Origin of the sequence: Paracoccus sp. IB05 (genome assembly GCF_016405985.1) — a bacterium.
GTDB lineage: Bacteria > Pseudomonadota > Alphaproteobacteria > Rhodobacterales > Rhodobacteraceae > Pseudogemmobacter.
In genome coordinates this window covers 41830-63554 of sequence record NZ_JAEFCF010000017.1, presented here as the reverse complement: position 1 = coordinate 63554, position 21725 = coordinate 41830, and the positions used below count along the sequence as shown (strand labels likewise).

General features: G+C 64.0%; 19 protein-coding genes. 7 read left to right on the top strand and 12 right to left on the bottom strand.

Annotated elements, in window-relative coordinates:
• Nucleotides 1-3: 3 nt before the first annotated feature.
• Nucleotides 4-528, bottom strand: a complete 525-nt coding sequence (locus tag JC607_RS12720) for a component of SufBCD complex (protein WP_198837295.1) — start codon at nt 526-528, stop codon at nt 4-6.
• Between the two features lie 174 nt (nt 529-702).
• On the opposite strand from JC607_RS12720, the gene hemB reads away from it, so the two are divergent.
• The 3 genes from hemB (at nt 703) to JC607_RS12705 (ending at nt 2991) form a co-directional block, all read left to right on the top strand.
• Complete coding sequence (gene hemB / locus JC607_RS12715; protein WP_198837294.1) at nt 703-1701, top strand: porphobilinogen synthase; 999 nt, start codon at nt 703-705, stop codon at nt 1699-1701.
• Between the two features lie 156 nt (nt 1702-1857).
• Nucleotides 1858-2415: a YSC84-related protein gene (locus JC607_RS12710; RefSeq protein ID WP_092901718.1), complete on the top strand. Its 558-nt coding sequence runs from the start codon at nt 1858-1860 to the stop codon at nt 2413-2415.
• Nucleotides 2416-2421: 6 nt separating this feature from the next.
• The gene (locus JC607_RS12705) at nt 2422-2991 is read left to right on the top strand and encodes a DedA family protein (RefSeq protein WP_198837293.1); all 570 of its coding nucleotides are present in this window, start codon (nt 2422-2424) and stop codon (nt 2989-2991) included.
• Here JC607_RS12705 and JC607_RS12700 read toward each other — a convergent pair whose 3' ends face one another.
• Nucleotides 2992-3858 carry an NAD(P)-dependent oxidoreductase gene (locus JC607_RS12700; protein ID WP_198837292.1) on the bottom strand — a complete coding sequence of 289 codons (867 nt, stop codon included), beginning with the start codon at nt 3856-3858 and terminating at the stop codon, nt 2992-2994.
• Nucleotides 3859-3942: 84 nt separating this feature from the next.
• Between JC607_RS12700 and JC607_RS12695 the strand changes: the two genes are divergently transcribed.
• Nucleotides 3943-6414 (top strand): penicillin acylase family protein, encoded by a 2472-nt coding sequence (locus tag JC607_RS12695; protein ID WP_198837291.1) that lies wholly within the window; start codon nt 3943-3945, stop codon nt 6412-6414.
• Nucleotides 6415-6488: 74 nt separating this feature from the next.
• Here JC607_RS12695 and JC607_RS12690 read toward each other — a convergent pair whose 3' ends face one another.
• The 10 genes from JC607_RS12690 to dusB form a co-directional block, all read right to left on the bottom strand.
• The gene (locus JC607_RS12690; RefSeq protein ID WP_198837290.1) at nt 6489-6929 is read right to left on the bottom strand and encodes a hypothetical protein; all 441 of its coding nucleotides are present in this window, start codon (nt 6927-6929) and stop codon (nt 6489-6491) included.
• Nucleotides 6914-8230, bottom strand: coding sequence for a GTPase HflX (gene hflX / locus JC607_RS12685; RefSeq protein WP_370584801.1), 1317 nt, complete (start codon nt 8228-8230; stop codon nt 6914-6916). Before hflX ends, JC607_RS12690 begins: the two co-directional genes overlap by 16 nt.
• 113 nt (nt 8231-8343) lie before the next feature.
• Nucleotides 8344-8577, bottom strand: coding sequence for an RNA chaperone Hfq (gene hfq / locus JC607_RS12680; protein ID WP_023664101.1), 234 nt, complete (start codon nt 8575-8577; stop codon nt 8344-8346).
• A gap of 234 nt (nt 8578-8811) precedes the next feature.
• Complete coding sequence (locus tag JC607_RS12675) at nt 8812-10395, bottom strand: TrkH family potassium uptake protein (RefSeq protein WP_198837289.1); 1584 nt, start codon at nt 10393-10395, stop codon at nt 8812-8814.
• A complete protein-coding gene (trkA, locus tag JC607_RS12670) occupies nt 10395-11771 on the bottom strand; it encodes a Trk system potassium transporter TrkA (RefSeq protein WP_198837288.1) in 1377 nt (458 codons plus the stop codon). Before trkA ends, JC607_RS12675 begins: the two co-directional genes overlap by 1 nt.
• Before the next feature lie 100 nt (nt 11772-11871).
• A complete protein-coding gene (locus JC607_RS12665; RefSeq protein WP_304612929.1) occupies nt 11872-13287 on the bottom strand; it encodes a sigma-54 dependent transcriptional regulator in 1416 nt (471 codons plus the stop codon).
• A gap of 1 nt (nt 13288) precedes the next feature.
• Nucleotides 13289-15643, bottom strand: a complete 2355-nt coding sequence (locus JC607_RS12660; protein ID WP_198837286.1) for a PAS domain-containing sensor histidine kinase — start codon at nt 15641-15643, stop codon at nt 13289-13291.
• Nucleotides 15644-15706: 63 nt separating this feature from the next.
• Nucleotides 15707-17086 (bottom strand): response regulator, encoded by a 1380-nt coding sequence (locus JC607_RS12655; RefSeq protein ID WP_198837285.1) that lies wholly within the window; start codon nt 17084-17086, stop codon nt 15707-15709.
• A gap of 3 nt (nt 17087-17089) precedes the next feature.
• Nucleotides 17090-18187 (bottom strand): nitrogen regulation protein NR(II), encoded by a 1098-nt coding sequence (locus JC607_RS12650; protein WP_198837284.1) that lies wholly within the window; start codon nt 18185-18187, stop codon nt 17090-17092.
• Nucleotides 18184-19149 (bottom strand): tRNA dihydrouridine synthase DusB, encoded by a 966-nt coding sequence (gene dusB / locus JC607_RS12645; protein WP_198837320.1) that lies wholly within the window; start codon nt 19147-19149, stop codon nt 18184-18186. Before dusB ends, JC607_RS12650 begins: the two co-directional genes overlap by 4 nt.
• Before the next feature lie 354 nt (nt 19150-19503).
• Here dusB and JC607_RS12640 point away from each other — a divergent pair, with 354 nt between their 5' ends.
• The 3 genes from JC607_RS12640 to JC607_RS12630 are packed head-to-tail and all read left to right on the top strand — an operon-like array spanning nt 19504 to nt 21682.
• Nucleotides 19504-20688 (top strand): bifunctional 2-C-methyl-D-erythritol 4-phosphate cytidylyltransferase/2-C-methyl-D-erythritol 2,4-cyclodiphosphate synthase, encoded by a 1185-nt coding sequence (locus JC607_RS12640; RefSeq protein ID WP_198837283.1) that lies wholly within the window; start codon nt 19504-19506, stop codon nt 20686-20688.
• Nucleotides 20685-21194 (top strand): phosphatidylglycerophosphatase A, encoded by a 510-nt coding sequence (locus tag JC607_RS12635; RefSeq protein ID WP_198837282.1) that lies wholly within the window; start codon nt 20685-20687, stop codon nt 21192-21194. The genes JC607_RS12640 and JC607_RS12635 overlap by 4 nt, the downstream gene beginning before the upstream one ends.
• Nucleotides 21182-21682, top strand: a complete 501-nt coding sequence (locus tag JC607_RS12630; protein ID WP_198837281.1) for a CinA family protein — start codon at nt 21182-21184, stop codon at nt 21680-21682. Before JC607_RS12635 ends, JC607_RS12630 begins: the two co-directional genes overlap by 13 nt.
• Nucleotides 21683-21725 lie beyond the last annotated feature (43 nt).

The window sequence follows — 21725 nt, the reverse complement described above, 5'->3', positions numbered from 1 at the left end:
AAGTCAGTGGAAAACGGTATAGGACAGATTGCGCCACATGCCGAACAGCGAGGTGATGAAGATGGCGAACATCCCCAGAACCTGCACCAGGCGGCGCAGGATCATCAGGCGGCGGTTGAGCGCCTCGCCGATATTCTCGCCCGCCTCGATCCTGAGCGCGGTCCAGAGCGACAGCCACCCCACCGGCACCAGCCAGACCGTCAGCAAAAACAGCGCCTGGGCGAATTCAAGCCAGTACCAGAAGGCCAGCATCGCAAGCGTGGTGAAAAAGAAAGCCACGCCGAAGAACAACGGAATGGCAGCGGTGCGGGTGACATTCAGCATCCGGCGGCTGTTGATCGCGACCATGGCCTCGACATCCAGCTGCGCCTGGCCGCCGCTCCGGCGCCCGCGCGAGATCAGGTCATAGGGCACGCCCAGAACCCAGTGACTGGCCGAAGACCACAGCACCGCCAGGACAATCCAGTACCACAGGTTAGAGAAGGATCGCAGGTCGATCACTTCAGAGAGAATGCCGTAAAGCTCCAAGCGCGAAGTATCCTTCGTCTGTCCGATGCCGATCCCGACGGGTCTCGCTTGAAGACCCACCCCATTCCATGGCAGGCAAGGGCACGGGCCGCAAGCCCCCAGGACAAGAGACACAAAGCAAGGCAGCCTGTCCGGCATGATCTGTGACCGTGCCGCCATCCTGCAGGATCAGATATGCACCCGATTCAGGCCGATTTCCCCGCCACCCGCCACCGCCGCATCCGCCGGACACCCGCGCTTCGGGCGCTGACGCGTGAGAATGAGCTTTCCGTGAATGACCTGATCTGGCCGGTCTTCATCCGCGAAGGGACTGGCGTTGAAGAGCCGATCCACTCGCTGCCCGGGGTGAACCGGCTGTCGCTGGACCGGCTGCTTATGCGGGCCGAAGAGGCCGCAAAACTTGGCATCCCCGCGATCTGCCTCTTTCCCTATACCGATGCGGCGCTGCGCACCGAGACCTGCGAAGAGGCGTGGAACCCCGAAAACCTCACCAATCGCGCGATCCGGGCGCTGAAACGCGAGATCCCGGATCTGGCGGTGATGACCGATATCGCACTTGATCCCTATAATGCCAACGGGCATGACGGGTTTGTCGTGAATGGCGAGATCATCAATGACGAGACGGTCGCGGCGCTGGTGAAAATGGCGCTGGCCCAGGCCGAGGCGGGCGCGGATATCCTTGGGCCGTCTGATATGATGGATGGCCGGATCGGCGCGATCCGCAGCGGTCTTGAGGCCGCAGGCCACCGCAATGTCTCGATCATGTCCTATGCCGCGAAATATGCGAGCGGCTTTTACGGCCCCTTCCGCGATGCGGTGGGCGCATCCGGACGGCTGGTCGGCGACAAAAAGACCTATCAGATGGACCCGGCCAATGGCGATGAGGCGATCCGTCTGGTGGCGCGTGACCTCGCCGAGGGCGCCGATATGGTGATGGTGAAGCCCGGGATGCCCTATCTCGACATCTGCCACCGGGTGAAACAGGCATTTGGGGCGCCGACCTTCGCCTATCAGGTCTCGGGGGAATATGCGATGATCCGGGCGGCGGCGCTGAATGGCTGGATCGACGGCGAAAAGGTGATGCTGGAAAGCCTTATGGCGTTCCGGCGGGCCGGGTGTGACGGCGTGCTGACCTATTTCGCCCCCGAGGCCGCCCGGCTTTTGCGCGGCTGACCGCCGGCCCGCGCAGGATCGGCGGGAAATGCCGCCGATCCTGCGGAGAATTGCGCATAACCGATGACAAACCGCAGATCCGCCGCTAGATTTAGCGGGAACGGGGCCGCAGAGCCTCTGCCGGATGTGCCGGCAAAAATCATTGAGGGCAGAGCCATGGAAAAGATCACAAGACGCGCAATGCTGGCCGGAGCCGGCTCGGCCACGCTGCTGACCGCCGCCTGCGGCAATGGTGTCGGCTCGAATGGTGCAGCGCAGATCGATGCGCGGGTGGATGCGACGCAGAACTATCTCTTCGGCCGCTACCCCGGCACGCGTGAGCTGGCGTCGCGCGCCAATGGCGTGCTTTACATGCCGCTGATGACCGAGGCCGGTCTGGTCTGGGGCGGCGCTTTCGGGCGCGGCGCGCTCAGGATCCAGGGCGCCACGGTGGATTACTATTCCGCGACCAAGGCCAGTGTCGGGCTGCAGATCGGCGCGCAGCAATATGCCCATGCGCTGTTCTACATGACGCCGAACGCGCTGGAGGATTTCCGCCGCTCGACCGGCTGGGCCGCCTCGGCGGATCTGCGCTATGCCACGCCCGAGGAAGGCGCCTCGATCGGCAAGGCCACCACGGAAAGTGACCCGGTGATCGCGCTGATCTTCGGCCAGCAGGGGCTGATTGCGGGCGCAACACTTGCCGGCGTCAAATATACCCGCATCATTCCCTGATCTGCGATGACCCTGGAGGGCCTCCTGTCCCGCTGGGGTCTCGTCGCGGTCTTCTGGGGCTGCTTTTTCGAAGGCGAAACCGCCGCCATTCTTGGCGGCGTCATCACCCATCACGGGCTGAGCCATTGGGCGCTGACCGCGCTGAGCGCTTTCGCCGGCGCCTTCCTTGCCGATCAGATCTGGTTCCTGCTGTCCCGGCATATGCCGCGCGAGGGGCGCATCGGCAGCTGGCTGACCCGGATGGCAGACAGGACAAAGGCAAGCTGGCTGCATCAATGGCTCTCGCGCCATCCGGACGGGCTGACGCTTGCCTTCCGCTTTGTGCCGGGGACGCGGATCGTCGGGCCGGTCTTGCTGGCGCAGACCGCGATGAGATGGCGGCGCTTTACCGCCCTGAATGCGCTGTCCTGCGCGGTCTGGGCGGTGCTGTTCACCGGGCTTGGCTATCATTTCGGGCGCGCGGTCACGCTGATGCTGGGGCGGCTGCACGGGCTGCATCTGGGGCTGATGCTGATGATTGTCGCCGGGATCGGCCTTGCGCTGCATCTGATCCTGCAACGCAAGGCAAGACGTTAATCAGCGCGGCAGACGGCGGATCAGGCTTGACGTGTCGTTCCTGCCGCCGCCCATCAGCTGCACATCCTTGTAGAACTGATCGACCAGCGCGGTCACCGGCAGGCTTGCGCCGATCTCTTCGGCGGTTTCCAGGCAGATGTTCAGATCCTTGCGCATCCAGTCGACGGCAAAACCGAAATCGAACCGGTCCTCCAGCATGGTCTGATGCCGGTTCACCATCTGCCAGCTGCCCGCCGCGCCCTGCGAGATCACCTCGACCACGGCCTTACCGTCAAGCCCGGCCCTTGATCCGAAGGCCAGCGCCTCGGAAAGGCCCTGCATCAGCCCCGCGATACAGATCTGGTTGACCATTTTCGCAAGCTGCCCGGCCCCCGCATCGCCAATTCTGCGGCAGATCCGGGAATAGGCATCGATCACCGGGGCCGCGCGGTCGTAATCGGCCTGAGACCCGCCGCACATAACGGAAAGGATTCCATTTTCGGCCCCCGCCTGGCCTCCCGAGACCGGCGCATCCACATAGCCAAAACCGCGCGCCACTGCGATCTCTGCCAGCTCGCGCGTCACCTTCGCCGAAACCGTGGTGTGATCGACAAAGATCGCGCCCTTCGCCATGCCGGCGAAAGCGCCCTCTGCGCCCAGACAAACCTCGCGCAGATCCTCGTCATTGCCCACACAGGCCATGACGAATTCCGCGCCTGACGCCGCCTCTTTCGCGCTCAGAGCCACATGGCCTTTGAACTTCGCCCCCCAGGTTGCGGCCTTGGCCCCGGTGCGGTTCCACACCGTCACCTCATGGCCCTGCGCCGCGAGATGCCCGGCCATCGGGTACCCCATCACCCCCAGCCCGAGAAATGCCACCTTTGCCATGATCCGCTCCTGTCGCCGTGAATTGCCCTTGGTTTCGTGATGGACTAGGAACCCTTTGGACCAAGGACGTCAAGGACAGGCCCGATGCTCACCCTCTTTCGCTGGCTGATGCGGATTACCGCCGGGCTGCTTGTGCTCGCGGTCCTGGCCGTTCTGATCGGCTACTGGTTCCTGTCGCGCTCGCTGGTGGATTACAACGAGGGTTTCACCCTTGAGGGCATCTCGGCCCCGGTCGAGGTGGTCAGGAACAATGACTCGGTGCCGCATATCTTCGGCAAGAACGATCATGACACCTATTTCGCACTTGGATTTGCCCATGCCCAGGACCGGCTCTGGCAGATGACCATGCTGCGCCGCACAGCCCAGGGCCGGTTGTCGGAGATATTCGGCGAGCGGACGCTGGCTGTGGATGAGCTGATCCGGCGCTACGATCTCTACGGTCTCGCGCTGGACTCGGTGAAGGCGCAGGATCCCGAGACGCTGGCGGTGCTTGAGGCCTATGCGGCCGGGGTGAATGCCTGGATCGGTGAAGTGAACACGGGCGCGCGTGGGCGAGGTGCGCCGGAATTCTGGTTCTTTGAGCCCGAGATCGCCGCCTGGGCGCCCGCCGATTCCATCGCGATCCTGAAGCTGATGGCGCTGCAATTGACCGGCATGGGGCAGAATGAAGTCCTGCGCGCCCGCGCCTCGCTGGTGCTGTCGCCTGAAAGGCTGGCCGATATCCTGCCGGAAGATCCGACCAAAGGCATCACCTCTCCCGATTACGCGAGCCTGATCCCCGGCGTGCAGCCCGGCGAAAAGCCCGTTGATTTCGCGCTCGGGCCGCTGTCGCCTCTGGTGGAGCCGGCGCTTTCGGGCGCGTCAAACGCCTGGGCCGCGATGGCGGGACGCTCGGCTGCGGGCGGCGCGCTTTTGGCCAATGATCCGCATCTGGGCTTTACCGCGCCGACGATCTGGTATCTGGCGCGGCTGGAACTGCAAAAAGGCGGCGTGATCGGCGCGACGATCCCCGGCATTCCGGTGGTGATGATCGGGCGCAGCGAAGAACTCGGCTGGGGCCTGACCACGGCCTATCTTGATGACCAGGATATCGTCATCGAAAAGCTGAACCCGGAGAACCAGGAAGAATATCTGCTCCCCGATGGCAGCTATGAGCGCTTTATCACCCGCCAGAGTGTGGTTCGGGTCAAGGACGGCGCGCCGATCACGCTGACCCTGCGCTGGTCGAGAAATGGCCCGGTGCTTTCGGGCAGGCAATATGACCTGCAATCGGTGACCCCCACCGGCCATGTCGCGGTGATGTCCTGGACCGCGCTTTCGCCGGCAGATACCTCGATGACGGCTGCCGTGCGGCTGATGTCGGCCAATACGGTCGCGGATGCGATCGAGGCCGGGCGGCTCTATGTCGCACCGGCGCAGAACCTGATGCTGGCGGGAAAGGACGGCATTGCGATGCAGCTGATCGGCGCCATGCCGATCCGCGACGCGGCCCATCCGAGCCAGGGCCGGATGCCGTCCCCGGGCTGGGTCGAGGCCACCGGCTTTAAGGGGATCTTCCCCTATGAGGAAAATCCGCGTTTCGTGAACCCGCCCGAGGGCATTCTCGGCAATACCAATAACAAGACGGTCGACCGCCCCTTCCCCAATCATGTCAGCTTTACCTGGGGCGATACGCAGCGCATCCAGGCCTGGCTCGCGCTGATCCGCACCCGCGAGGTCCATACCCGCGAAAGCTTTATGGAGGCGCAGCTGGATACGATGAACCCGACGGCGCGGCTGTTGCTGCCACTGATCGGGGCGGATCTGTGGTTCACCGGCGAGGCGGCGGAAACGGGCACGGCAGAGGAATTCCGCCAGCGCGCGCTGAAACTGCTGGCGGCCTGGAATGGCGAGATGAGCGAACATGCGCCCGAACCGCTGATCGCCGAAGCCTGGCTCAGGGTGCTGATGGGGCGGCTGATCCAGGACGAGATGGGGCCACTGACGCAGAATTTCCGCCGTATCGATCCGGTCTTCCTCGAACGCGTCTATCGCAATATCGATGGTGCGGCGGTCTGGTGTGATGTGGTGCAATCGGCGCCGGTCGAGACCTGCACCGATATGGCGCGGATGGCGCTGGACGAGGCGCTGATCGAGCTGAGCGAGACCTTTGGGCGCAATATCGAAAGCTGGCGATGGGGCGATGCGCATCAGGCGACGCATGACCATCCGGTGCTGGGAAATATCCCCTTCGTCAAATGGTTCGTGAATATCCGCCAGTCGACATCCGGCGGCGATGACACGCTGATGCGCGGCGTGACCAAGGGATCGGGGCCGGAGCCCTATCTGAACGTCCATGGCGCCGGCTATCGCGGAGTCTATGATTTCGCCGATCCCGACAGCTCGATCTTCATCACGGCGACCGGACAGTCGGGCCACCCGCTGTCGCGCCATTATGATGATCTGGGCGAGCTGTGGCGGCGCGGCGAATATATCCCGATGTCGCTGGACCCCGATCTCGCCCATGCGGCGGCGGCGGGGGTGATGCTGCTGACACCGTCTGTTCCGGCTGAATGAGCCGCCTCTGCCCCGCCGGGGAACGCCTCCGGCGGGGGAGTATTTGGGTCAGGGGAAAATGATATGGCCGCGTCTCAGAGCGGGCGCGGCGCGAGGATCCAGAGCACGAAGGCGGCGGTCAGTGCAGCAATCAGGCTGAACATGCCGCTGCTGTAAACCAACGAGAAGCCGTCGCCCCAGCCGAGGGTTCTGCCGCTGGCGGCAGCGATAAGCGTGCCGAGGCGGGCGCCGCCCCAGGCCCAGGTGGCGAGAAAACCAAGGCTCATCAGGAAGCGCCCGGCAAAGACAGTGAGTGCGACCACCGGCAGTACCGGCAGCGCGGCAATCAGGCATTCGAGCGCGAGCCCGCCTGCCGTCAGCGGCAGGCCGGGTGTTTGCGGCAGCCCCTGGCCGGAGCCGATCAGGCCCCGTGCCACACCGGAGGTCAGGGTCATGAAATGCACCCCGGTCGCGAGGGCCGTGCCGATCAGACCCGCAGCCAGCGCCCGCGCGAACGGGATCAGAGCCGCGCCCATTCCTGCGCCTGCCTTTCATTCCATTGCACGGTGATCTGCCAGCCCTCATCGGTCTGGTCCTCGCGGACCACGACACCGGTCTGATGCAGCCAGGCGCGTTTGCGGCCCTCGCTGAAGCCAAGCGCCAGCTCTTCCTCGCGGCGCTCGGCCTCGAAACTGGCGGAGATGGCGGTCAGAAGATCCGGCACGCCCTCGCCCGTCAGCGCCGAGATCACGAAAGTGTCGGGACGGGTTTCAGCCTGTACTGCGAGCGCCTCGCGGGCGGCGGGATCAACCAGGTCGAGCTTGTTCCAGATCTCGAATTTCGGGGTCTCGGGCGGCACGCCGAGCGAGGTCAGGATCTCTTCGACATCGGCGGCCTGTTCGGCGGTCTCGGGATGCGAGATGTCGCGGACATGCAGGATCAGATCGGCAGAGAGCACCTCTTCCAGCGTGGCGCGGAAGGCGGCGACCAGCTGGGTCGGCAGATCCGAGATGAAGCCCACCGTATCCGAGAGGATGACGCGGCGGCTGCCGCCAAGCGCTCCGGGGATTTCCAGCGCCCGCATCGTCGGGTCGAGCGTGGCGAAAAGCATGTCTTTCGCCAGCACTTCCGCCCCGGTCACCCGGTTGAACAGCGTCGATTTTCCGGCATTGGTATAGCCGACCAGCGCCACGATCGGGAAAGGCACCTTGGCACGGGCCGCGCGGTGCAATTCCCGGGTGCGGACCACTTTTTCCAGCTGACGGCGCAGCCGGATCGCCTGTTCGTCAATGGCGCGGCGGTCATTTTCGCGCTGCGTCTCGCCGGGGCCACCGACAAAGCCAAAGCCGCCCCGCTGGCGTTCAAGGTGAGTCCAGGCCCGCACGAGGCGGGTGCGCTGATAGTTCAGCGCGGCCAGTTCCACCTGCAACACACCTTCGCGGGTGCGGGCGCGGTCGGCGAAAATCTCGAGAATCAGCGAGGTCCGGTCAAGGAGCTTGACCTTCCAGTCACGTTCGAGATTGCGTTGCTGTACCGGCGTCACCGGCCCGTCGATAAAGACGAGACCGATGTTTTCCGCCTTCAGCCTTTCGCCGATCTCTTCAACCTTACCGGGGCCAAACAGTGTCGCGGGCACGGTCTTTGAAACCCTGACCACCTGCGACCAGACCACATCCATATTCGGAAGCGCTGCAGCCAGGCTTACGGCTTCGGCAAGACCATGTTCGGGAAGGCGGCGGGTCTGGCGGCTGCGGATATCGGGATGCAAGACAACTGCCCGCGTCTTTTCAGTCGCGGTCAGCTGCCATTTGCTCCGCTCTGCCCGGAGCGCGGACAGATCAGAGAACAGATCATCATCGTCCGTCCAGCCGGAAGATCCGGGCGCGTCCTGATACTCGGGCCCGACTGAATTTTCAGGGGGATCGGATGCGGGATCGGAGGGCGTATTAATCAATCTTCGCCTTCGTAAAGATTGATGGGCGCACCGGGCATGATGGTCGAAATCGCGTGTTTATACACGAGTTGCGATTGACCGTCGCGCCGCAGCAGCACGCAGAAATTGTCGAACCAGGTGATCACACCCTGCAGTTTGACCCCGTTGATCAGGAAGATCGTCACCGGAACCTTGGCCTTGCGGACATGGTTCAGGAAGGCGTCCTGGAGGTTCTGTTTATCGCCAGCCATTGTTTGTTTTGCCTTGCGCCTGGGCCCGCTTCACTTGCGGGTTTGAGAAATCCGGTGAGGCCGGCGGAACACCCGCATCAAGCCCACCTCGCCCGGATGCGGAAAAGCCGACCGGGTTGCGCGAATAATAGGAATGTTGCGCATGGTTTCCAGAGAAGAAATGCAGATTCCGCACCTGGTTGTGACCTGAGAGCGTCAGACTGTTGCGCAAAAGCCCGTCAGAGCCCCGCCTTATCAGCGCCCCACCTTGCCCGACCAGGGGGCCGACCAGCCTCCCGACCAGTTGCCCGGTGCGATCAGCGCAATCAGCGCCAGTGTCTCCACCCGGCCAAGCACCATGGTCAAAGCGAGAATCACCTTCACCGGGGCGGAGAGCGCCGCCCAGGACAGCGGCTCGGCCCCGGCAAGCCAGGCAAGCTGGCCGGTCGTGGTCAGGGCCGAAAGGCAAAAGATCAGCGCTTCGGTGAACCGCAGCCCGAACAGGGTCAGCGCGGCGGTGATCAGCGCGACCGAAATCGCGAAAAGCATGAAGAAAATCCAGGCGAACCAGGCGCCAAGACCGGCAAGCCTGCGCATCTCGGCGCCGCTGCCGATGGAATGGGGGTGGATGATGCGCTCCAGCTCGCGCTTGCCCTGGAGACCAAGCGCCCAGACCCGAAGCAGCGTCACCCCCCCGGCGGTCGTCGCCACCCCGCCGCCGATGATCGCAAGCCCCATCAGCATCAGCCCCGGCGATCCCATCCCCGCCCAGTTGCGCGCCGAACTCCACCAGATGCTTTCATAGCCGGTGGTGGTCAGGAAGGAGGCGGCGGTAAAGAGGGATCCCCAGAAGGCGCGGATCAGCGCGGCAAGGCTTTCCTCGCCGCCCGCCCCGGCATCCGCCACCAGATGGCGGAGCAGCAGGACGACGACCACAAGCGAGATCAGGAACAGGCCGAGCCGGATCTCGGGATCCTGGCGCAGCGATCCATGCACCTGGCCCGGCAGGTTGAACGGCATCAGATGACGGCTGAGCGCCAGCAGGAAGAAAAAGAAGATCAGCACCTCGCCCGCGAGGCCGGAATATAGCACCGCCTGCCCCGTCCCCGCCGAAATGCCGCTGGTCGAAAGCGTCCCCATCGCATGGGTCAGCGCAATCAGCCCGTTTTCGCCCGCGATCAGCAACATGATCCACAGCGCGAAGGTCAGCCCGGCATAGACCGGCAGGATCGCCGAGGAGGCACGGGTCAGCCGCTCGCGCGGGTCGGTCAACCCGCCGGCGCGGCCGATCAGCTGGCTCTTTTGCCCCGGAAGCTGCCCCGAGATCACCTCGGCCCCGCCCAGGTTCAGAGGTGCCAGCACCGCCCAGGCCGCGATCAGCACGAAATAGCCGCCGAGCCAGCCCGCCATCGCCCGCCACAGATGGACAGACGCCGGCAGCCGGTCGGGTGCATAACCTGTGGCGCCGGTGGTGGTGAAAGACGAGATCATCTCGAACCACAGATTGAGCAGCGTGGTATCGCGGATCAGCGGCACCAAAGGCAGCGCGAAGGCAATGGGCAGAATAGCATAGGTTCCCGCCAGGGCTGCCAGCTGGCTATGGGTGGAATGGCGGCGCTTTGGGTCGCGGGTCACCATGGCCAGCATCACAGTCAGCACGACAAGGAGGAGCCCGGAATAGAAAAAGCTCTGCGCCGTGCGGTGATCGCGCAGACTTGCGGCATGAGCCGCCGGGATCCAGCACAGGACCCCGACCACGCCCAGAGCCAGCACCAGAAGCGGCACATCCCATAACAGCGGGCGCTTGCCACCCCGCGGGAGCCCGGCCAGCGGCCGCATCAGAAGAAATCAATCGAGACCTGGAACAGGCGCTCGACCTCGGGCACATCTTTCACCAGCGCAAAGACCGCGACCAGATCACCGGGCTCGATCCGCGTATCGGGTTCAGGCTTCAGCATCCGGTCGCCCTTCATCACGCCGCCGACCAGCACGCCTTCGGGGAATGCAATATCGCGGATCATCTTGCCCGAGATCGGCGAGGTCGACATCACCTGGGCCTCGATCATCTCGGCCTCGCCATCGCCCAGCGAATAGACGGCGCGGACGCGGCCATGCCGGATATGGCGCAGGATCGACGAGACCGTGGTCGCGCGCGGATTGATCCAGGCGTCAAGGTCCAGCGCCGCCATCAAAGGCGCCATGGTCGGGTCATTGATCAGCGCGATGGTCAGCGGGCAGCCCGCCTGTTTGGCACGCACCGAGACCAGCAGATTGGTCTTGTCATCATCGGTGACCACCAGGACCGCATCGGCGCGGTCAACGCCTGCCTCGGCCAGCAGATCCATATCCATCCCGTCACCATTCAGCACGATGGTGCGCGACAGCTGATCGGCGGCGGCCTCGGCGATCTGGCGGTTCTTCTCGATCATCCGCACCCGGACCCGGTCGGACCGCGCCTCCAGCGCCCGCGCGACCGTCAGCCCGACATTGCCCCCTCCGACTATGACGATCCGGTCCTGCTTATGTTCACGCTTGCCAAAGATCCCGAGGCTGCGGCTCATATCCTCGGTATGGACGAAGAGATAGATCTGATCATCTTCCAGCAGCTGATCTTCGGGATGCGGCGCGAAGAGCTTCTCATTGCGGCGCACCCCCACCACGATCGCCCGAAGCGAGGGAAAGAGGTCATTGAGCTGGCGCAAGGGCGTGTTCAGCACCGGGCATTCCGGACCAAGACGGATCCCCAGCAGATGCGCGCGCCCCGACATGAAGACTTCGGTGTCAAAGGTCTCGGGCGCAGCAAGCCGTTGCAGCGCGGCCTCGGCCACCTCAAGCTCCGGGCTGATGATCACGTCAATCGCCAGCCGGTCGGTGTTGTAGAGATCGGAATAGCCGGTCTCGAGGTAGTTCTGCGCCCGGATCCGCGCGATGCGGCGGGTGACGTTAAAGGCTGACGCGGCAATCTGACAGGTGACCATATTCACCTCGTCGGAATAGGTCGCGGCGATCACCATATCGGCGTCGCGGGCGCCGGCTTTTTCCAGAATGTCGGGATGGCTTGCAAAGCCCACCACGCCCTGAACATCCAGAACCTCGGTCGCGCGGCGGATCAGATCGGCATTGGTGTCAACGATGGTGACATCGTTTTTCTCACCGGCCAGCTGGCGCGCAATCTGCCAGCCGACCTGGCCGGCGCCGCAGATGATGACCTTCATAGGGTTCTCCTCTGGCCTCGCCCGCCGTCATTTGCCCTGTTTCGCAAAGCGCTCCCGAAAGGTCAATTCCCCCCCGCCAGAGATGCTGCCCGGGCCGTGCTCAGCCCGCCTCGCCGTCCTGGAATTCGTCGTCGAAATAGGCGCTGCGGGTGCCGGATTTCGACGAGGTCACCACACCGAGGCTTTTCAGCTTCCGGTGCAGCGCCGAACGTTCCATGCCGACGAAATTCGCCGTCCGCGAGATATTGCCGCCGAAGCGGTTGATCTGGGTGAGAAGATATTCGCGTTCAAAAAGCTCGCGCGCCTCGCGCAGCGGCAGTGTCGCCACCGCACCGCCCAGCACCATGGTCTCGCCGGCACCGCTGGCCCCTTCGGCCCCGGGAAGCTCACGCGCCTCGATCTCGTCACTGCCCTCACCAAGTATCAGCACACGTTCGATCATATTCCTCAGCTGACGGATATTGCCCGGCCAGGACATGGTCTGCAGCATCGCCTCGGCATCAGGGCTGATCGGGCGCAAAGGCAGGCCCTGGCTGCGATGGAACCAGGCCACGAAATGGCGCGCAAGTTCGGGGATGTCATCGCGACGATCCGCCAGCGAGGGCACCGGAATTGGCACCACGTTCAGGCGGTCAAACAGCTCCTGGCGGAAACGCCCGGCGCGGATTTCCCCCGGCAGATCGCGCGAGGTCGAGGAGATCACCCGCAGATCGACCCGCACCTTGTCGCTGCCCCCGGCGCGGTTGAATTGCTGTTCGGTCAGCACGCGCAGGATCTTGGACTGCGTGCCGGTCGGCATGTCGCCGACCTCGTCAAAATAGACCACGCCGCCATGCGCCTGTTCCAGAAGACCCGGCTCGATGCCGCGTTCCGGCGTCTCGCGGCCGAAAAGCACCTCCTCCATCCGCTCGGGCTCGATGGTTGCCGAAGACACGGTGATGAAGGGCGCCGAGGCGCGGTTCGAGTTGAGATGGATATAGCGCGCCGCCAGTTCCTTGCCCGATCCCGGCTGCCCGGTCAGCATGACGCGGCCATTCGATTTCGTCACCTTGTCGAGCTGGGCGCGCAGCCCTTTGAACGCGGGGCTCGATCCGATCATCTCGGTCGAGGTCACATCGCGGCGCTTGAGCTCGCTGTTCTCGCGGCGCAGCCTTGAGGTCTCCATCGCCCGCGCAACAACCAGCACCAACTGGTCGATATTAAAGGGTTTTTCGATGAAATCGTAAGCGCCCTGTTTGATCGCAGCGACCGCAATCTCGATATTGCCGTGCCCCGAAATGATGATCACCGGCACATCCGGGTTATCGCGTTTGACGGTCTTCAGAATGTCGATCCCATCCATCCGGCTGTCTTTCAGCCAGATGTCGAGCACCATAAGATCGGGCGCTTCTGTATTGATTTCGTTGATACAATCCTCGGAATTCCCGGCGAGTCGTATCGCGTAACCTTCGTCTTTCAGGATATCGCCGATCAGTTCGCGAATGTCCTTTTCGTCATCGACGATCAGAATGCTCATCTCAGCCTCCATTCCCGTTCCCGGGCCCGTTGCCTGGGGCCAAAGCCGCCCCGTTCCGGGAGTTGTTTTCCGTTTTCTCAGCCGCAGCAGTCCCTTGCGGCGCCATATTGCGCCCCATCCGCCGCCGGTTCAGACGCGGGAGCCTGATCTCGGCCATGGCGCCGGCATGGGTCTCTCCCTCGAAGACCGGCGCATCGGAGAGGGTCAGCGTGCCGCCATGTTCCTCGATGATCTTGCGCACGATCGGCAGGCCGAGGCCCGTCCCTTTGGCGCGCGTCGTGACATAGGGCTCAAACAGCCGCGCCCGGTCTTCCGGCAGGCCGGTGCCATTGTCCATGATGCGGATCACGCTTTCCGCCTCATCCCAGACAAGTGTAACGCAGATCTGTGGATGATATCCCTCGCCTGCCCCATTTTCAATATGGGAGTCAGTGGCTTCTCCGGCGTTCTTGATAAGGTTTGTCAGGGCCTGGCTGATCATGGTCGCATCCAGATCCATCAGGAGCTGGCCCTCCGGGATCCCGGCGGTAAAGGCCACGCCGGGCTGACCCGCGCGCTGCAAGGTCACGGCATCCCGCAGGATCGCCAGAAGATCGGTCTCGCGCCGGTCGGGTTCCGGCATACGGGCGAATTTAGAAAACTCATCAACAATGCGGCGCAAGTCATTGGTTTGCCGCACGATAACATCGGTGAGGCTCGCGAGTTCCTCGACATCCTGCACCTGTTTCGAGAATTTGCGTTTCACCCGTTCTGCCGAAAGCTGAATGGGGGTCAGCGGGTTCTTGATCTCATGCGCGATGCGGCGCGCGACATCGCCCCAGGCCGCCATACGCTGCGCTGACACAAGGTCGGTCACATCGTCAAAGGCCACCACATAGCCTTCGGCCTCGCCGCTGTCCGAGCGCCGCTCGCCCATCCTGACCAGCAGGCTCTCAATCTGGCCGCGCCGGGTGATACGGATTTCCTCCTGCGCGACCTGGCCCGAGATCGCCTGCAGCGTCTCAAACAGCCCCGCGAATTCCGGCACGATCTCGTCCAGAAGCCGGTCTTCGACCTCGTCGCCCAGATCCAGCACCCGCAAAGCCGCGCGGTTGATGAAATCCACCCGTCCGTCGCCGCCAAGGCCAATCACCCCCGCCGTCACATTCGACAGCACGGAATCGAACATCCGCCGGCGTTCCTCGGTCTCGGCATGGCTGGCCTCCAGCGCAAGCCGCTGGCCTTTCAGTTGCCGGGTCATGCGGTTGAAGATACGGCCCAGCATGGCGATCTCGTCATCGCCCTGCTCCTCGGCGACCTGCACGTCAAGATCACCTTCGCCGACCCGCTGCGCAGCGCCGGTCAGCCGCCCCACCGGGCGCGACAAGCGTTCGGCGAACCACAGGCCCAGCCAGATCGCGGCCAGGATCAGGATCAGTGCAAAGCCCAGATAGATGAAGCCGAAATTCAGCAGGAGCTTGCCGCGATCCGCTTCCAGCTGGGTGTAAAGCTTCACCGTCTCGGTCGTCTCATCGAGCAGCGACAGGAGCCGCCCGTCCACGGCGCGCGAGACATAGAGATAGCGGTCGGCATAGGCGGGCAGCCGCACCAGCGCGCGGAATTCATTGTTCTGCCAGTCGGGAATCAGCACGACGCCACCGGCCTGGCTCTGTTGCAGATTCTCGGAAGAAATCACTTCAAAGTCAAAAAGATAAGAGCTTTCGCCCCGCGTCTTCAGCTGGCCGGTGCCATCGACAAGATAAGCTTCTTTCAGCCCGCGCTGGATCTGCTCCTGCCCCTTGGCCAAAAGCGGCCGCAGCTGGTCATCGCGCAGCATCACGCTTTGTTCGCGCGCGGCATTCAGATAGACCGCCAGCGCCATCGCATCCTGCGCAAGGCTCGCACTTTGTTCGCCCTCATAGGCCTGGGCCGCCGCCAGCGACGCACCCACCACCGAACGGACACGCTCGGAAAACCAGCCTTCCAGACCGAGATTGACCGAAAGCACCGCGAAAACCGCGACGAGGATGGTCGGCACCAGCGCCATGCCGGCGAAAACGCCGGTCAGCCGCATATGCAAGTTCGACCCGGCCGAGCGGCGGCGGCGATCGGCCACCATCCGCATCACCCGCGCCAGCACCAAAGCCGCAATCAGCAGCACATAGACCAGGTCAGCCAGCAGGATCAGCCGCAACGCCGGCGAGTTGCCGCTATGGTTCATTGGCCCGAGGAGGAGGGAGCTCGCCACCACCAGCACCGGGCCAAGGAAGACCAGCCCCAGGGTGAAGGCTGTCTGAATCCGCCGCTGCCGGCGCAGGCGCGAGACCCTTTGCCAGACATCGCGCTTCACAACCCGACCGGATTCAACTCCCGCCATCACCTTCAACATCTTGTGGACGGGTCCTTGTGCGACCCGTCTGCCACGCTTGATGTTGCGGTTTTACATCAGCTTGCGGCGCCGTGTCACGCGAATATCCAGATCGGTGATCTTCTTGCGCAAAGTATTGCGGTTTATCCCGAGAAGATCGGCACATCTTGCCTGGTTGCCGCCGGTCGCATCCAGCGCGATTTCGATCAGCGGCATCTCCACTTCACGCAGGATACGCTGGTAAACGCCGGGGGGTGGCAGCTGCCCGCCATGCAGATCGAAGTAGCGTTTCAGGTGGCGCATGACGGTGGCGGAAAGTTTCTCACCCTCCATGACGCCGCGGCTCGGCTCCGCCACCGGGAGTTGACCCAGCACCGCCGCCACTTCGGCCCGGTTGATTTCGGCGTCCGATGCGGTGACCAGCAGGCGGCGAATCGCATTCTCCAGCTGCCGCACATTGCCCGGCCAGGAATGGTTGCGGATCAGCTCGCGCGCGTCGGGGGCCAGCTGGCGCGTGGTGCCGAAATCGCGCTCGCCCCTTGAGAGGAAATGTTCCGCCAGCAGCGGGATATCCTCGACCCTTTCGCGCAAACCCGGCACATGCAGCGTCACCCCCCCGAGCCGGTAATAGAGATCCTGGCGGAAGCTGCCGGTCTCCATCCGAGCGGCGAGATCGACCTGGCTTGTCGCCATGATCCGCGGCGCCTTGCCGGCCATCGAATCGTCCCCGAGCATATCGAGGAGCCGCACCACCCGCGCCTGGGCATCCTCGTCGAAATCCCCGATCTCATCGAATACGACCGAGCCGCCGCGCGCCTTCGCGATCAGCGAAGATGGGCCCTCGACCCCTTGCAGATCGCTCGCGGTCGCGGTGACGAAGGGCAGCGTCCGGCGGTCCGAAAAATCATGGATCGCCCGCGCCAGCAGGCTTTTGCCGGTGCCGGATTCGCCTGAGATCAGCGCCGGAATATCGGTGTTCATCACCCGCGCCACCAGCCGGTAGAGTGCCTGCATCGCGGGGGTGCGCCCGACCAGCGGCAATTCCTCGACCGGTTCGCGAACCGGTTGCGCGACCGGGGCGGCGCGGCGTTTTTGCTCCAGCGCGCGGGCCGAACGTTTCATCAGATCGGGCAGATCGAAGGGTTTGGGCAGATAGTCGAACGCCTCGGCCTCGGCGGCCTGAATTGCGGTCATGATGGTATTTTGCGCCGATATCACGATCACCGGCAGGCCGGGCCGCATACGCGCGATGCGCGGCAATGCATCCAGCCCGTTGCCATCGGGCATGATCACATCCGAGATCACCAGATCCCCCTTGCCCTCTTCCACCCATCGCATCAGCGTCATCAGACTTGAGGTCGCATGCACCTTGCAGCCCGCCCGGGTCAGCGCCTGGGTCAGAACCGTGCGGATCGTGCGGTCGTCATCAGCGACCAGAACCGTTCCATCCATGGGTTACACCTCTTTCTTTGGTTCTTTGGGCACCATCGGCAGCGAGAGACGGAACACCGTTCGCCCCGGAACGGACTCGACCGAGATCCAGCCCTCATGGTCGGCGATGATTTTCGAGACCAGCGCGAGGCCCAGCCCGGTGCCGTTCTCGCGCCCCGAAACGAAGGGATCAAAGACCTCAGCCGCGATATCGGGCGGCAGGCCGGGGCCATCGTCGATCACCTCGACATTCAGCGGCAGCGCGCCCTGGCTGCCATCCTTGCGGCGCATCCTCAGGCTCAGGTCATAGAAGGTGCGCAGCCGGATGGTGCCGCCCTTGCGCCCTGCAGCTTCGGCGGCGTTTTTGATCAGGTTCAGAAAAACCTGCATCAGCTGATCGGGGTCGGCAAAAGTCGGCGGCAGCGAGGGGTCGTAATCCTCCTGGATCACCATATGCGACGCGAACCCCACCAGCCCCGAGCGCCGCGCCCGGTCAAGCGCGTCATGGATATTTACCGCGCGGCGTTCCGGCGGGCGCAGATTGCCGAATTGTTCGACCTGTTCCAGCAATTTGACGATGCGCCGTGTTTCTTCAACGATCAGATCGGTCATCTCGCGATCTTCCGGCGTCAGCGACATCGACAAAAGCTGCGCGGCACCGGCGATGCCTGCGAGCGGGTTCTTGATCTCATGCGCCAGCATCTCGGCCATGCCGATCGCCGATTTCGCCGCCGTTTTCGAAGCCCCCGCCCGGCCGAGCCGGTCCGCGATCTCGCGCGGGGAAAACAGCAGCATGAGGTAATCCGGCTGATCATGCATCGGCGCGATATGCACCGAACATTGCACCGGAGGGCGCTCGCCGCTGGTCACATCGGCATTGTTGATCTTCATCGGCGCCTGATTGGCCCGCGCGCGCAAAAAGGCTTCCTCCATCGGCGCGTCGATCATGATGCGGTCCAGCACCGGCTGACCGAACAGGGATTTCGCCGAGGCGTTCAGAAAGCTCTCCGCCGCCGGATTGGCCTCGCGGATCATGCCATCCGGCCCGACCAGCAATGCCGGCAGGGGCAAAGACGCCCAGATCACGCCGGGAACCGGCCAGGGAGAGCGATAGCTGCTCATGCTGCCTCCTCTGTCTCGCCGAAGGCGCGCAGGATCAGGTCGCGGACCAATGCCGGGTCGGTGGCGGTCAGCACGGTCTCGCGGGCATGGTCCATCCCGGCCTCTTCCAGATACCAGCCAAGATGTTTCCTCGCGCAGCGCAAGCCCAGCTCGCGCCCGTAGAACCCGAGGATCTCATCGTAATGCCGGACGATCATCTCGCCCCGCGCCAGCCCTTCGGGGATCACAGGCGCGGGCGTGCCGTAAAGCGCATGGGCGATCTCGGCCAGCCGCCAGGGTGCGCCCTGGGCACCGCGCCCGACCATGACACCATCCGCGCCCGACAGCGCCAGCGCCTCGGCAGCCGTGGCCGCATCAATAATGTCGCCATTGGCGATCACCGGGATCGTCACGGCCTCTTTCACGCGGCGGATCGCGGCCCAGTCGGCCTGGCCTTTGTAGAACTGACAGCGGGTGCGGCCATGGATCACCACCATCTTCACCCCTGCCTGTTCGGCGCGCGCCGCCAGGTCAGGCGCATTCAGCAGATGTTCATCCCAGCCCAGCCGGGTCTTGAGCGTCACCGGCACTTTCACCGCGCCAACCACCGCCTCGATCAGCCCGACCGCAAGGTCGAGATCCTTCAAAAGCGCCGAACCGCAGAGCCCCGTCGTCACCCGCTTTGACGGGCAGCCCATATTGATATCGATGATCTCAGCGCCCTGATCCTCACACCATTTCGCGGCCTCGGCCATCAGCGCAGGGTCGCGCCCCGCCAGCTGGACCGAAGTGATATTCTCGCCAAAGCCCAGCTCTGCCCGCGCCCGCGCTTCGGGGCGGTTCCTGAGCACCTCATCCGAGGCGACCATTTCCGACACCACAAGCCCCGCGCCGAAAGACCCTACCAGCCGGCGGTTCGGCAGATCAGTGATCCCCGCAAGCGGTGCCAGAAATACCGGCGGGTAAAGGATATGCGCCCCGATAGCCACTGCGACTGGCTTCACTGCGGCAGGAGTCACTGCGGCGGGCGCCGCAGGCAGATCCCCTTGCGAAGGACCGTTTTCCAGAGTGCCAGGAGTCAAAGCCAAGATCGGGTTCCTTTTATCTCAGGGAAAGTGCTATTGGGAGACCGGCATAGTTCCAAGGCAGATGCCCGGATATTTCGCGGACAGCCCTGCACCGGAATGAAGAACTGCACAACAATTAATCAAACTTGCCCGCATTTTGAGCAAAGACGCGCAGATTGCCAGCATGCTTTCCCTGGCCTAAAACCGCCGCAACAGCCCCAGTCCGATCCAGGCAAAAATTCCGTGTCCCATCCCCAGATTGTATCACATATGCCGGAACCCGGTCCCGCCGGCCCGGGGCCAAAGACCCTGGTGGTGATCACCGCCGCCGGGCGTGGGGTGCGGGCGGGCAGCGGGGTGCCGAAACAATGGCGCCTCCTCGCCGGAGAACCGGTGCTGGCCCATACGCTGCGCGCCTTTCAGGGCTTTGATCTGGCGCTGGTGATCCATCCCGAGGACCGCGAGACCGCCGCCGGAATTGTCGCCGGAATTGCGCCTGGGGCACAGCTGATCGAAGGCGGCGCCACGCGGGCCGCATCGGTGCGAAACGCGCTCGAAGCCATGGCGGGCCAGGGCTATTCACGGGTCCTGATCCAGGACGGCGCCCGGCCCCTGACCAGCCCCGCCCTGATCGCGCGGATGCTGGCGGCCCTCGATCACAACAGGGCCGCCGCCCCTGCGCTCGCGGTCAGCGATGCGCTCTGGCGGGGCCAAAGCGCGGTTGTGACCGGCCTTCAGCCCCGCGACGGGCTCTGGCGCGCGCAAACCCCCCAGGCCTTCCATTTCGACGCCATCCTCGCCGCCCATCGCGCCGATACGGCAGGCCAGGCCGCCGATGATGTCGAACTCGCCCTCGCGTCCGGGCTCGAGGTCGCGATTGTCGAAGGCGAGGAAGACAATCTCAAACTCACCTTCCCGCCGGATTTCCCCCGCGCGGAACAGATCCTCGCGCAACGGCGCGGAAAGGAAAGCAGAATGGATATCCGCATGGGCAATGGCTTTGACGTCCATGCCTTCACCGAGGGCGATCATCTCTGGCTTTGTGGCGTGAAGATCGCACATGACCACGCGCTTCTGGGCCATTCCGATGCTGATGTGGGGATGCATGCGCTGACGGATGCGATTTATGGCGCGCTGGCCGAAGGCGATATCGGACGGCATTTCCCGCCCTCGGATCCGCAATGGAAGGGCGCTGCAAGCCATATCTTCCTGCGTCACGCTGCAGGCCTTGCCCGGGACCAGGGCTTCGCAATCTCGAATTGCGACGTGACCCTGATCTGCGAGCGCCCGAAGATCGGACCACATGCCGCATCCATGCAATCCGCCCTCGCGGCTATCATGGGGCTCAACGCAAGCCGGATCAGCGTCAAAGCAACAACTTCGGAGCGACTGGGCTTTACCGGTCGCGAAGAAGGTATAGCCTCGATCGCAACCGTGGTATTGGTGAAAGCATGATCAACCTGACCGCCACTTTCTTCGGCCTTGGCCATCTCCGCCCGGCTTCGGGCACCTGGGCCTCGCTGGCGGCGGCACTGCTGGCGCTGCTGGCGATGAACCAGGGGTTTTACTGGCTGGTGCCGGTAGGGGCGGTTCTGGCGACACTGCTCGGCTTCTGGGCGGTGCCGCTTTACCTGCGCGGCACATCCGACACCGACCCGTCTGAAGTGGTGATCGACGAGGTTGCCGGCCAATGGATCGCGCTGAGCTTCACCGCCATTCCGGCGATGAATCACAGCCTTGATATCGGGCTCTGGTGGGGCGCCTGGCCGGCCTGGGTCGCACCTTTCCTGCTGTTTCGCCTCTTTGACATCTGGAAACCCTGGATCATCGGCCAGGCCGACCGGCGCCATGATGCCATCGGGGTGATGCTGGACGACATCCTTGCAGGGCTGTTCGCCGGCATCGGATCGGTCGTCCTTGCCGGGCTATATCATGCGGTGTTGCAGCCATGGCTGATGTAATCGCAAGCCTCGCCGAAGCCGTCCTGCAGGAGGCCCGCGCGCGCGGGCTCAGGATCGCCACGGCCGAAAGCTGCACCGGCGGCCTCGTTTCGGCTGCACTGACCGATATTCCCGGCTCTTCCGATGTTATCGACTGCGGCTTCGTCACCTATTCCAATGAGGCAAAACAGGCGATGCTCGGCGTGGATCCGCTCACCCTTGCCCGTTTCGGCGCCGTCAGCCAGGAGGTCGCGCGTGAAATGGCCGAAGGCGCGCTCCGCCAGTCCGGCGCCGGTCTCGCAGTCTCGGTCACCGGCATCGCCGGCCCCGGCGGCAGCGAGCATAAGCCCGAAGGCCGGGTCTGTTTCGGCCTCGCGACAGCAGGCCGCATCACACTCACCGAGACCCGCGATTTCGGCGCCCTGGGGCGCAGCAATGTGCGCAAGGCCGCCACTGAATACGCGCTGCGCCTCCTCCATAACGCCGCCGCCCCGACGGCAAAGGCCTGACCGCCCAGATCTGACAGCACAGCCCTGAACCGCTTCCTCTTGA